This is a genomic window from Serratia sp. 3ACOL1, assembly GCF_003668775.1.
Lineage (GTDB): Bacteria > Pseudomonadota > Gammaproteobacteria > Enterobacterales > Enterobacteriaceae > Chania > Chania fonticola.
In genome coordinates this window covers 955,751-969,191 of the sequence record NZ_CP033055.1, presented here as the reverse complement: position 1 = coordinate 969,191, position 13,441 = coordinate 955,751, and the positions used below count along the sequence as shown (strand labels likewise).

The 13,441-nt window shown below is 54.6% G+C and carries 9 protein-coding genes; 4 read left to right on the top strand and 5 right to left on the bottom strand.

Features of this window, described 5'->3' with window-relative positions:
• The first annotated feature begins 99 nt into the window (after positions 1-99).
• Together yqeC and yqeB are read left to right on the top strand one after the other, a co-directional pair.
• Positions 100-876: a selenium cofactor biosynthesis protein YqeC gene (yqeC, locus tag D9980_RS04435; protein ID WP_121606527.1), complete on the top strand. Its 777-nt coding sequence runs from the start codon at positions 100-102 to the stop codon at positions 874-876.
• 28 nt (positions 877-904) lie between these two features.
• Positions 905-2,494 carry a selenium-dependent molybdenum cofactor biosynthesis protein YqeB gene (gene yqeB, locus D9980_RS04430; protein WP_121606526.1) on the top strand — a complete coding sequence of 530 codons (1,590 nt, stop codon included), beginning with the start codon at positions 905-907 and terminating at the stop codon, positions 2,492-2,494.
• 60 nt (positions 2,495-2,554) lie between these two features.
• On the opposite strand, the gene arcC is transcribed toward yqeB, so the two are convergent.
• The 5 genes from arcC to ygeW all read right to left on the bottom strand — a co-directional run bounded on the left by arcC (position 2,555) and on the right by ygeW (position 9,432).
• On the bottom strand, positions 2,555-3,487 hold the full coding sequence (gene arcC, locus D9980_RS04425; protein ID WP_121606525.1) for a carbamate kinase: 933 nt from the start codon (positions 3,485-3,487) through the stop codon (positions 2,555-2,557).
• 185 nt (positions 3,488-3,672) lie between these two features.
• Positions 3,673-5,073: a dihydropyrimidinase gene (gene hydA, locus D9980_RS04420; protein WP_121606524.1), complete on the bottom strand. Its 1,401-nt coding sequence runs from the start codon at positions 5,071-5,073 to the stop codon at positions 3,673-3,675.
• Positions 5,074-5,559: 486 nt separating this feature from the next.
• The gene (locus D9980_RS04415; RefSeq protein WP_046808163.1) at positions 5,560-6,777 is read right to left on the bottom strand and encodes a YgeY family selenium metabolism-linked hydrolase; all 1,218 of its coding nucleotides are present in this window, start codon (positions 6,775-6,777) and stop codon (positions 5,560-5,562) included.
• Between the two features lie 200 nt (positions 6,778-6,977).
• The gene (gene dpaL / locus D9980_RS04410) at positions 6,978-8,171 is read right to left on the bottom strand and encodes a diaminopropionate ammonia-lyase (RefSeq protein ID WP_121606523.1); all 1,194 of its coding nucleotides are present in this window, start codon (positions 8,169-8,171) and stop codon (positions 6,978-6,980) included.
• A 73-nt stretch (positions 8,172-8,244) separates the two neighbouring features.
• Positions 8,245-9,432 carry a knotted carbamoyltransferase YgeW gene (gene ygeW / locus D9980_RS04405; protein ID WP_024529727.1) on the bottom strand — a complete coding sequence of 396 codons (1,188 nt, stop codon included), beginning with the start codon at positions 9,430-9,432 and terminating at the stop codon, positions 8,245-8,247.
• 482 nt (positions 9,433-9,914) lie between these two features.
• On the opposite strand from ygeW, the gene D9980_RS04400 reads away from it, so the two are divergent.
• Entirely contained in the window at positions 9,915-11,663 is a 1,749-nt protein-coding gene (locus tag D9980_RS04400; RefSeq protein ID WP_121608948.1) for a sigma-54-dependent Fis family transcriptional regulator, read from the top strand.
• A gap of 68 nt (positions 11,664-11,731) precedes the next feature.
• Positions 11,732-13,339 (top strand): ABC transporter substrate-binding protein, encoded by a 1,608-nt coding sequence (locus tag D9980_RS04395; RefSeq protein ID WP_121606522.1) that lies wholly within the window; start codon positions 11,732-11,734, stop codon positions 13,337-13,339.
• Positions 13,340-13,441 lie beyond the last annotated feature (102 nt).

The window sequence follows — 13,441 nt, the reverse complement described above, 5'->3', positions numbered from 1 at the left end:
GCTATTAAACCGGCAATCTATCCTGAAAAAACCGCATATTGGTTATCGGTTAAATCACGGTTATATCTCCCGCTTTCTGACTCACAAATCAGGCTATTTATGACGCCCAGCTTCAGAGAATTATTCAGTGAGGAATATCACCGCCTTGAGCAAGGGCAACCGCTGCTGATCGCCCTGATTGGGGCCGGGGGGAAAACCAGTACCCTGCACTGGTTGGCGCAAGCCTTTTATCACCAGGGCAAGCGTGTGCTGTTCACTACCACCACCAAGATGTACCGGCCTACCGCTGCCAACTACCACCACCTGTTGATAGGCCAACCGCCCACCACCAGCAGCACCCCGGCCATTACCGCCTGCTTCAGTCATTATCAGCCGCAGGATAACAAGGTTATCGGGTTAACCCCCGTGCAAATCGACGAGATCAAACAGCGTGGAGCCTTCGACGTGATCCTGGTCGAGGCGGACGGCTCCCGAGGGTTCCCCCTGAAAGCCCCGGCAAGGCATGAACCTTGCATCCCCTCCCACAGTGATTGTGTTATCGCGCTAACCGGAGGCCAGGTGATCGATCGTCCCGCAGACCCACAGCAAATTCACCGCTGGGCGATTTTCTCAGCGCTGACGGGGGTCGGTGCCGGTGAAGTACTGGATCATCGGGTATTCGACACCCTGATCGCGCACCCTGACGGAATGTTCAAAGGTACGCCTCCGCAGACACGACGAGTATGGCTGATCAATCAGGCTTCTCATTGTGATAATCAACCGGCTTCCCGCTGGCAACCGCTGCTGCGGCCAGAACTGGCGCTCAGCGCCATCTGGTTTGGCGCAGTGCAGGAGACCCCGGCGATCCACCACCTGATACGGCGCTTAACACGATAATATTTCTGAGGTTATTGACGAGGTCATAATGAATATCTTCGCCGAAGCTGCACGTTTAGAAGAAGAAAACCGGCCCTTTGCGCTCGCCCAGATTATCGAAAGCCGTGGCTCTACACCGCGCCATTCGGGGCAAATGCTGGTGATGGCCGATGGTGACTGTATTGGCACTATCGGTGGTGGCATGATCGAACGCCTGGTGATCGAACAGGCAATTGCCGCCATTGCGGAGCGCAAGGCCAGGGTGTTTCATGGCCGCATGGCGCGCACCGGGCAGGATGCGGTAGGCTCGGACTGTGGAGGCGCAATGTCGGTGTATATCGACGTGCATGGCCTGCGCCCGCGCCTGATATTGATCGGTGCCGGGCACGTCAACCGCGCCATCGCCAACGCCGCCAAGCCGCTCGGCTTCGATATTCACGTTGCCGATATCTACCCGGCCAGCCTCGACCTGGCGCTATTTCCAGTGGGCACCACTCTGGTTCATGGCGAGACCTTCCCGGCGGCCATCGACAAGATGAATATTGATCCGGCCAACTTTGTGATTATCGCCACCAACAATCAGGATTGCGAGGCACTCAACGTGCTGATCGAGCAACCGCTGCGCTATCTTGGTTTGCTCGCCAGCCGCCGCAAGGTACAGACCTTTACCCAACAGTTGCGCCAGCGCGGTGTGGAAGATGAGAAGCTTGCCAGGCTGCATGCCCCGGTCGGCTATAACATCGGCGCAGAAACGCCGGAAGAAATCGCCATCAGCGTGCTGGCAGAGCTGCTGCAGGTGCGCAACCAATCCGCTGGCGGGCTGATGAAAAATGACATCCGCTTAACGCGTGACAAACTGGTGGTGATCCGTGGTGCAGGCGATATCGCCACCGGCGTGGCGCTGCGGCTGTTTCATGCCGGTTTTCAGGTCATCATGCTCGACATTGCCCAGCCGACCGCCATCCGCCGGACGGTGGCATTTGCCCAGGCGATGTTTGACGGCAAAACCTGCGTGGAGGGCGTCACCGCCTGCCTGGCCAACGACGTCAACGAAGCCTTCGACATCATCAACCGCGGCGAGATCCCGCTGTTGGTTGACCCAGAGACCCGCAGCCTGGAGCAGCTCAAACCTCGCTTTCTGGTGGATGCCATTCTGGCCAAACAAAACCTGGGGACCCACCGCAATATGGCGCCGTTCACCGTGGCCCTTGGTCCTGGCTTCAACGCCGGGCAGGATTGCGATGCGGTGATCGAAACCAATCGCGGCCACGCACTGGGACGAGTGATTTATCAAGGTTACACCCATCCCAATACCGGTATTCCCGGCAATATCGCTGGCCACACCACCCGCAGGGTGATCCGTGCACCAGCCGATGGCGTTATGCAATGTCGCGTCGCTTTGGGGGATTTGGTACAGGAGGGGGATGTAGTGGCCCACTGCGGCGAGGTGCCGGTGATTGCGCCGCTTTCCGGTATGGTGCGCGGTTTGTTGCATGATGGGCTGGAGGTTAAGATCGGTACTAAAATCGGTGATATCGACCCACGCGGTACGTTGGCGGATTACACCACGGTGTCAGATAAGGCGCGGGCCATCGCCGGGGCGGTGCTTGAAGCCATTATGAAACTTGGGCGCAGATAGCGATTGTTGACTCACAAGGGGTGCTGTATGCAGCGCCTCTTGTGAGTCTGGTGTCTGTGATTAATGGCTAATCACCGTGCCGGTTTTGCCTTCAATGCCCTGCTGAGCCTTGCTCAATACCGTGATTAACGCCTGACGCCCTGGCTTGGATTCGGCAAACGCCACCGCCGCCTCTACCTTCGGCAGCATTGAGCCTTTGGCAAAGTGCCCTTCTTCGATAAAGCGCTGGGCATCGGCAATGCTCAACTGCTCCAGCCATTGCTCATTCGGTTTGCCAAAGTTGATCGCCACCTTTTCCACCGCGGTGAGGATGATCAGCATATCGGCATCGATCATCTCTGCCAGTTTTGCGCTGGCCCAGTCTTTATCGATCACCGCGCTGGCTCCCCGCAGGTGGTTACCTTCGCGGATCACCGGAATACCGCCGCCCCCCACGGTGATCACCACCTGCCCGGCCTCCATCATGGAGCGTACCGTTTCTTTCTCCACGATGTCGATCGGCTTGGGCGAAGCCACAACCCGACGGTAACCACGGCCCGCATCCTCTACCATGTTGTAACCGTTCTTGGTCAGTTGGCTGGCTTCGGCCTTGGTAAAGAACGAGCCAATCGGCTTGGTGGGATTGAGGAACGCCGGATCGCTGCCGTTGACGATCACCTGGGTGATCAGCGTGGCTACCGGCTTGACGATATTGCGATCGAGCAACTCTTCACGCAGGGCGTTTTGCAGGTCGTAACCTATATATCCCTGGCTCAACGCGACGCACACCGACATTGGCAACATCGGCGTATGGGCCTCACTTTTTGCCGCCGCCTCAAACGCCAGATTGATCATGCCCACCTGAGGGCCATTGCCGTGGGTGACCACCACCTGGTGGCCGTGCTCGATTAAATCGACAATCGCCCGCGCGGTGGTTTTAACCGCCTGCATCTGTTCCGCCAGGCCCTCACCCAATGCGTTACCGCCCAATGCCAGAACTATTTTCTTGTTCATTTTGATCCTTATTGATTAGTGCAACGTATGACTCCCCTCACCCTAACCCTCTCCCCAAGGAGAGGGGACCGTCCGTGCCACGTTGTTATTGCGGTGTCTTACTTCAACATTTTACGGGCCACAACGCCGTCCTACTCCCTCGCCCTATGGGAGAGGGTTGGGGTGAGGGGCAACACAAGACTCTGTTACCCCATTTTTGCCGCGATCTGGGCATTGAAAGGTCGACGACGCAAGAACTGCCCGTATCCCTGCCGCCCGGTAAATTCGCCATTGCGAGCTACGATTTCACCTCGGCACATCGTCAGCACCGGCGCGCCCTGGCACTGAAAACCTTCATAAGGCGAATAGTCCGCATTGTCATGAAGCCGCGCGTGGTTGATAACCGTGGATTGGCGCGGATCAAAGATCACCACGTCGGCATCAGCGCCGGGGTTTAGATTGCCTTTACGCGGCCACAAGCCAAACAACCGCGCCGGGTTGCTGCTGGTGAGCGCCACAAAGCGTGAAGGGGAAATCCGCCCGCTCATCACCCCATGAGAGAACAGCAGCATCATGCGATTCTCAACCCCAGGCAGGCCGTTCGGGCAGCGGGTAAAATCCCCCGCCGCCATTGCCTGCCGTTGGTGATAAGGGAAAGTGCAGTGATCGGTGGCGACGGTATCGATAGAACCGTCGGCAATGCCTACCCACAGACGATCCAATTCACGCTGGTCGCGCAGCGGTGGGCTGAGGATGTATTTCGCCCCATCTTCGCGCAGGTAACATTGTTCATTGAGCAGCAGATACTGCGGGCAGGTTTCTACCCACACCGGTTGGCGCTGTTGGCGTGCCAGACGCAAATAATCCAGCCCCAGACCATTAGATAAATGGACGATGTACAGCGGCGCGTTGTCTGCCAGATGGGCCAGATTGATCATCCTGCCAATCGCTTCTGCCTCACATTCCAACGGGCGGCTTAATGCATGGTGGATCGGTGCTGTTTTACCTGCAGCCACCAGCGCAGCACGGCGCAGAGCAATCGCTGCATCGTTTTCTGGGTGAACGGTAGTTAATGCCCCAACCTGCCGCAGTTGCCCCAAGGCCCGCAGCACGTCGGTATCATTAATCTTGTAGAGGTAGGTCAGATACAGCTTAAAACTGCTGATCCCTTCGTCATGCACCATGCTGGCCATCTCTTCGAGAATGCCGTCGTCGATATGCTGGATCACGCCGTGAAAGCCGTAGTCGATCGCCGCATTGCCGGCCGCATACTGGTGGTAGACGTTGAGCTGATGATGGAGATTGCTGCCCGCCGGACCAAATCCCATATGATCGATAATGGTGGTGGTACCGCCGCAGGCCGCCGCGCGGGTGCCACTGAAAAAATCGTCGCAGCTGCGGGCGATGCCGACATCGATATTGAAATGGGTATGGACATCGATGCCACCGGGCATGACGTAACAGCCGGACGCATCGATAACTTCACACTGGCTATCGGCTTCGATCGCCGTGTCGCGCTGGCAGATCACCCCGTTTTCAATCAACAAATCCTGAGCGTACTGCCCGTCGCTATCAACCAGAATGCCGTTCTTAATCAACTGCTTCATTGCTAGGCACTCCATAAAAAAATCCGGCGGAGGGTGCCGGGTATATTGCTGTGTGATGCTTGCTGGGTGCTGGATAGGCCCCTCACCCTAACCCTCTCCCACAGGGAGAGGGAACCGATCGAATTCGCGGATGTTTTAGCGTTCTTCCTGGAGAAGCAGAGGCTCGCCTACTACATCACCCTCGTTACAGATGAAATTTGCACATTTGAAAACCACTCGACACCAGCTCCCTCTCCCTGTGGGGACCGATCGAGTTCGCTGATTTCTATGTGTAATATCTTTCCTCTTGTACCCCACTTTCCGAAGCTGCACGGACCAACCACAGACTCCGGACAGCTCCCTCTCCCTGTGGAGACCGATCGAGTTCGCTGATTTCTATGTGTAATATCTTTCCTCTTGCACCCCACTTTCCGAAGCTGTACGGACCAACCACAGACTCCGGACAGCTCCCTCTCCCTGTGGGAGAGGGTTGGGGTGAGGGGTCGCTTATTTATCCAACTCTTCCAGATAAGCCAAAGGCACGGCGGCATACATAGCCGCACAGGTCACCAGATGGTCTTTCCAGGTCTTCTCGTTCGGCGCGTGGGCTTCAGGCTCTTTGCCCGGGCCAAAACCGATCACCGGAATACCGTGACGCCCCATGATAGAGACCCCGTTGGTAGAGAAGGTCCACTTATCCACCACCGGCTGCTTCTTGAACAGACCTTGATAGGCCTTGCTCAGGGTTTTCACCGTGATGTGATCTTCTTCGACCTTCCAGGTAGGGAAGTAGCATTCGGTTGGATACACCAGACCGGTGTAGGACGGACGGCTATAGTCATACATCGACACGACCGCCTTGGCGGCCTGTACCGCTGGCAACGCACGGATCTCGTCCAACGCCCCTTCCCAGGTTTCACCCCAGGTCAGGCGGCGGTCGATGGATACCGCACAGCTGTCTGCTACCGCGCAGCGGCTAGGTGAAGTGAAGAAAATCTCTGAAACGGTGAGCGTGCCTTTGCCCAGGAAATCATCGTTACCCAAGTTGCCGGACAGCTGTTGCAGTTCGTTGAGGATTGGGCCCATTTTGAAAATGGCGTTATCGCCACGCTCCGGTGCCGAGCCGTGGCAGCTGATGCCTTGCACATCCACGCGGATTTCCATACGGCCACGCTGGCCGCGGTAGATCTGGCAGTCGGTTGGTTCGGTGCTGATCACGAACTCTGGGCGGATGTTGGATTGCTCAATAATGTACTGCCAGCACAGACCGTCGCAGTCTTCTTCCTGCACGGTGCCGGTCACCAGCAACGTATACTGATCTTCCAGCCCCAGATCCTTGATGATTTTGCCCGCGTAAACCATGGAAGCCATGCCGCCTTCCTGATCCGATGCGCCACGGCCACCGATGATCTCGTCATTTTCCATGCCCTGGTAAGGGTCAAAGGTCCAGTTCTTGATGTTGCCGATGCCGACGGTATCGATATGCGCGTCCATCGCGATCAGGTGTGGGCCGTGGCCGATATAGCCCAGGATGTTGCCCATCGGGTCAATCTCAACCTTGTCGAACCCGACCTTCTCCATCTCTTTCTTGATACACAGCACCACCAGCTTTTCGTCACAACTTTCACTCGGGATAGCGATCATGTCCCGCAGGAAGCGCGTCATCTCATCTTTGTATTGGTAGGCTTTCTCTAACACCAATTCGAAAGGAATTTGCTTTGCCATTGTATTTTTTTCTCCAATTTTTTATTACCCCTCGCTACTGCGAGAGGTTGAGTAAACTCAGAATTCGGCCTTGATGCCCTATGGATTTCGAGTTGCAGCTAGGCGCCAAGCTATCTCATCCCCAGGAGCTTACTTTTGTAAGTGACTGGGGTGAGATAGTGCAGGTAACAACGCTGCAGCTTGAAAGACGACGGGTATGCTCAGACGGGATGCTTCCCTTCCCATACAACTTCGCGATAGTGCTTCACGTCGGTATCGCCTTCGGAGCTGATCAACAGCACTACCGACTGGCTATTCAGACCGAGTTTTTGCATCAGCTGCGCACGTTGCGGGCTGTGATGTACCGCAGCCAGTACGCCCAACCCCACGGCACCGGACTCGCCGGAGATAATGCGCGGGTCATTACCCAGCGGATTACCCAACACCCGCATCCCTAACGCCGCCACGCTGTCCTGGCAGGAAATAAACTGCGTGGCGCAGTTACGTAGCAGCGGCCAGCCCAAGGGGTTAGGCTCACCACAGGCCAGACCGGCCATGATGGTGGCCATATCGCCGCCCACGTTGACGATGTCCCCTTTTACCCCGGAGCGATAAACGCAATCGGCCAGCTCGGGTTCGACGATCACCGAATGCAGCTTATCCGCACCAAACACGTCGACCAGATAGCCCAGCACGCCCGCTGCCATCGCCCCGACACCGGCCTGTAACAGCACATGGGTTGGCCGCTCGATCTGCATCTGCCGCATCTGTTCGGCCGCTTCGTCTGCCAGCGTGGCGTAACCCTGCATGATCCAGGTTGGGATCTTGGTGTAGCCTTCCCAGGCGGTGTCCTGCACCACCTGCCAGCCACGTTCCTGAGCCGTTTTCATGGTCAGGCGCACGGTATCGTCGTAGTTCATATCGGTGACGATGCACTCGGCACCCAGGTTGAGAATGTGATCCACCCTCTCCTGTGCCGAGCCTTTAGGCATATACACCACCGCATGCTGGCCCAGCTGTTGCGCCGCCCACGCGACACCCCTACCATGGTTGCCGTCGGTGGTGGTGGCGAAGGTCATCTTCTCGGTCGCCGTGGTTTTAAACTTTTCAAAAGAAAACGCATTAATATCAATCTGGTACTTTTCACACAGCAGCTGGGCAATGGCGTAAGCACCGCCGAGCATCTTGAAGGCATTTAAACCAAAGCGTTTGGACTCGTCTTTGACCAGGATTTTCCGCACGCCAAACAGCTGAGCGAGATCGTCCAACGCGCATAACGGCGTTGGCTGATAACCCGCGATCTTTTTATGAAACTCGCGCGCTTTCTGCGCTTGCGCCTTAGAGAACAGAGGGGAGGTTTCGCCGTTAAAATAACGGTTATCCTCTATCGCCACTTTCAATGAAAAAACCGACATAACCGCTACCTCTTCTGGTCGCATTAACTTTCACCGTGCAGGGACACCGCCCGGTATCCCTGACCAGGTAAATTTATTTAATGCGTTTTTCTGCTTCTTTCAGTAATTGATCCAACACCAGGCCCGGGTTGGAGAATTTGCGCGCCATAATCATCGCCGCGATGATATAAGGCTTCCAACTGGCTTCCTTATAGGTGGCAATACGGTACTTCTCGAATACGCTGGCACAGACTTCCCCTTCACTGCAGGATACGTCGGTGATGTCCGCTGGCAGGCAGTGCATATAGAGCGCTTCGCCGCCTTTGGTCAGCTTCATCATCTCTTCGGTGCAGTGCCAGTTTTTGTAGTAGGCGTTTTGCGCCAGGCACTGTTGCTCCAGCGCCTTGAGGCCCGCGTGATCGTCGGCACGCAGCAGATCGGTACGCTGCTCCATGACCTTGTACGGCGCCCAGGATTTCGGATAAACGATATCCGCACCCTGGAAGGCTTCGGCCATCGAGGTCACCTGCTGGAAGCTGCCACCGGAAGCGGCGGCGTTGTTCTTCGCCACTTCGATCACATCCGGGATCAGGTCGTAACCTTCCGGATGGGCCAGAGTCACCTTCATGCCAAAGCGGGTCATCAGGCCAATGATGCCCTGCGGCACCGACAGCGGTTTGCCATAGCTGGGTGAATAAGCCCAGGTCATGGCGATCTTCTTGCCTTTCAGATTTTCCAGGCTGCCAAAGTGCTCCTGTAACCACGCCAGATCCGCCATCGCCTGCGTTGGGTGATCGATATCGCACTGCAAGTTGACCAATGCCGGGCGCTGTGGCAGCACGCCCTTCTCGAACCCTTCATCCAGCGCGGCACCCACCTCACGCATATAGGCGTTGCCGGCTCCCAGATACATGTCGTCACGGATACCGATGGCATCCGCGCAGAAGGAGATCATGTTGGCCGTTTCACGCACCGTTTCCCCGTGGGCGATCTGCGATTTACCTTCATCCAGATCTTGCTGCGCCAACCCCAGCAGGTTGAGCGCCGAGGCATAAGAAAAACGGGTACGCGTGGAGTTATCACGGAAGATGGAGATGCCTAAGCCACTGTTGAAAATCTTGGTGGCAATGTTTTCTGAGCGCATGGTTTTCAGCGATTCCGCCAGCTTGAGCACCAGTTCCAGCTCGTCACGGCTCTGTTCCCACGTCAGTAAAAAGTCCTTTTGATGTAAATTGGACTTTAACGCGCTTATTTCCTTAATTAACTGGTTAACTGTTCTCATCTTTGCCCCTAAATAGAGAGTGTGGTGGTGATCCGTTAAAACAAGTGCCTAACCTCGGAATAACAAATACGCTTTTTCAGCGTCTGGCTACAGGACAATCAATAAGCGTGCCAACAAGGGGAAAGTTAAGCTACGTAACATAAAACTGCGGATTATTATGATGACGATCACATAAAACGGGAGTTTCGGGGCGGTTAAGGTGAATTTTCCAGCCAGGATATTGCTGGCAAGGGATAATTCCCTGCGGCGTGAATCTGCCATTTATAATTATCAGCCTTTCTCGCAACCCAAAATGATAGAAATTAGCGCGCAGTATCATTTTGATAATAAAATGTGATGCTAACAGCAGAATCTCTATTCTCTGTGGGATTAGCTTGATGACTATCAAATTATATCTGGCCGTAGTGTATTATCGTTTCTTTTTCAATGACGATAACGGGAGACGCGTGATGATAGCATCGGCCACTGCCCAGTCGGCTCTTATGCAGATCCAACCGACAATTTTGCGCTTTACCAAGATGCTCTCCAGCGTGTTGCTGCTGGAGGTAGAGATTGTCGATGCCAACCTGGTACGCGTGGCAGGCACTGGCCCCTATGGCAAACAATTTGGCATCAAGCTCGGCAGCAACTCCTGGTTGTTGAAATATGTGCTTGACACCAAAAACGAAAAAATAGTCACCCACTCCCGTTACGACCCGGTGTGCGAAGGCTGCACCAGCAAAGATGAGTGCCAGGAAAAGGCCTTCCTCGGCATTCCTATCCTGTTCCAAGATGCCTGCATCGGCGTGATCAGCCTGGTGGCCTTCACCCTGGAACAACAGCAAAGGTTGCGGGATAACCTGCAAGAGTTCTCGGGCTACGTGCGCAATATCTCCAACGTTTTCGTTTCCAACTTATTGGAGACGCAAGGCGGCAGCGGTGGCTTAAATAAAGTGCTTTTCAGCCTGATTGAAAATATGGACCAGGGGGTGTTAATACTCAATGAAAAGAGCCAGGTTAAGTTTGCCAATATGATGGCTTTGAAACAGCTCAATATGCCGCAGGAAAATATTATCGGCAAAACCTTTACTATTCGCGCCCTCACCTTCCAGCAAAATTACACCAGCGGACATCTGCAACATATTCTCTCCTTTGACGATAACCAAGAGATTATGATTGGCCAGTTGCATCAGGTTCAGGATCATCAATTATTTTTAATGGCCTTCCATCAGTCACACTCCACATTTAACGAAACTCTAGTCCTGCAAGACCCGCGTATTGAGCAACTGGCGGGGGAAAGCAAACCGATGCGCCTACTGAAAAATTTAATTACCCGTATTGCCCCCAGCCCTTCAAGCGTGTTGGTGGTTGGCGAAAGCGGCACTGGCAAAGAGGTGGTGGCGCGGGCGATCCACCGGCTGAGCAACCGCAGCGATAAACCCTTTATCGCCATTAACTGCGCCGCTATTCCGGATCAGCTGTTGGAGAGTGAACTGTTCGGTTACCTGAAGGGCGCATTTACCGGCGCTTCGGCCAATGGCAAGGTGGGGCTGATCCAGGCGGCCAATCAGGGGACGCTATTCCTGGATGAGATCGGTGATATGCCGCTAATGTTGCAGGCCAAGCTGCTGCGCACGGTGGAATCCCGTGAGGTGTTGCCGATCGGCTCTAGCAAGCCGATCCCGGTCGATATCCGCATTATCTCCGCCACCAACCAGAATCTGGAACAGTACATTGCCGAAGGCAAGTTCCGTGAAGACCTCTATTACCGCTTGAACGTTATCCCCATCACCCTGCCACCGCTGCGTGAGCGCGAAGGCGATATCGAACTGCTGGTGCACTATTTCCTCAGTTTGCACACCAAGCGGATCGGCATTATTTACCCCGGCATCTCGGCAGAGGTACTCGAGCTGCTACGCCGACACCGCTGGCCAGGCAACGTGCGCGAACTGAGTAATTTGATGGAGTATCTGGTTAACGTGGTGCCGAGCGGTGAAATCATCGATACCTATTTGCTGCCACCCAATCTGACCCGTGGGCAACATCTGGAGGCTCGTGCCAGCGTATCTACTTATAAGGCCATAGAGAGTTGCGAAAACCACGATATGGCGGGCTTGGAGAGTATGGAGAAGCTGATGATTGAGGAGGCGCTGAGCCAGCATGCGAACAAGAAGGTGGTGGCGGAGAAGCTGGGGATTGGCATCGCGACGCTGTATCGCAAGATAAAGAAGTATGAGCTGTCTTCTCATTGAGAGGGGAAATAGCTTGCGCAGGTTTACGGGGATAAACTACCTACACTTAGGAAAACCAAGGGAATATCATGAAAAAATTGTCGCCATTGTGGCTGGTCAGCCTGATGAGCGTGGCACCGCTGTATGCCGCTCAAGTCCCGACCGGCACTTCACTAGCCACCCAGCAAGTATTTCGCTACAACAATCACAGTGAACCCAGCACGCTAGACCCACAAAAAATAGAAGAAAATACCGCAGCCCAGGTGGCGCTGGATTTGTTTGAAGGGCTGGTATGGCTTGATGGTAACGGCAACGTGCAGCCCGCCCAGGCCGAAAGCTGGAAAATCAGTGCGGATGGCAAACGTGTGGTATTCACCCTGCGCGACAATTTACGTTGGTCCGATGGTTCGCCGTTAACGGCGGAGGATTTTGTTTTTGCCTGGCAGCGTGCCGTTGATCCTGCGACTGCCAGCCCATTTGCTGACTACTTAGCCTCGGCACACGTAGTGAATGCAGCGCAGATTGTGAGTGGAAAGATGCCGCCGAATGAGTTGGGCATTCGCGCGATAGATGCGCGCACCTTGCAGGTTGATTTGGAACAACCTACCCCGTGGTTTATCTCTATGTTGGCATGGCCAACCACCTTCCCCGTTCCCCATAAGCTGGTGCAGCAATACGGTGAGAAATGGAGCAACCCGGAACATATCGTCTCTAACGGTGCATTTGTGCTAGGCAACCGCGTGGTGAATGAGAAAATTGTCGCCAAGCCTAACCCACACTATTGGAACCGGGCCGCAACCGTGCTGACGCAGGTTGAATACTTGGTGGTCGATAATGCGGTTGCTGGCTACAACCGCTATCGTGCGGGGGATTTGGATCTCACCTGGGTACCGGCAGATCAAATCAAGGATATTCAAAAGAATCTGCCCGGCGAACTGCGGATTATCCCACGCTTAAACACCGAATATTATAATTTTAATACCACCAAACCGCCGTTTAACGATGTGAGAGTTCGCCGCGCCTTGTACCTTACGGTTGACCGCGATCTCATTGCACGTAAAGTGCTCAGGCTGCGTGAGCCAGCAAGCACCTTAACCCCACCGCAAGTTGCTGGCTTTAAACCACCGGTATTGGATGAGTTGAATCAACCGCTGGTCCAGCGCGCAGCAGCGGCGCAGGAACTATTGCGCCAGGCGGGATATGATAAACAGCACCCGCTTAAGTTTGAGCTGTTCTACAACAAATACGATTTGCATGAGAAAACCGCCATTGCACTCTCTTCGGAGTGGAAGAAAATGCTCGGAGCTCAAGTGACATTGCGTAATATGGAGTGGAAAACCTACCTGGATGCACGACGGGCCGGGGACTTTATGCTCTCCCGACAGTCTTGGGATGCCACCTATGATGAACCTTCGACGTTTTTGAATACCTTGCAATCCACCAATGTGGAAAACGTCGGGCACTGGCAGGATAGCGAGTACGACCGGTTATTGAAGCAGGCAGAAAACAGCCTAGATCCTGTGACACGCGATGGATTATATTCGCAGGCCGAAGCACGGATTAACCAGCAAGCACCAATTATTCCTATCTATTATCAGCCACTGATTAAGCTATTAAAGCCTTATGTGGGCGGGTTCCCTACGCATAACCCTCAGGATTATGTTTATAGCAAGGAGTTGTATATTGTTGCTCATTGAGGGGTGCTGGCTGGGAGTACTGTGTTGGCGTAATAACAAATAAAAATAGCAGGGAAATTCCAGAACGGTTCCTTTAGCACCCAGAGAAAGGGTTAGCCAACG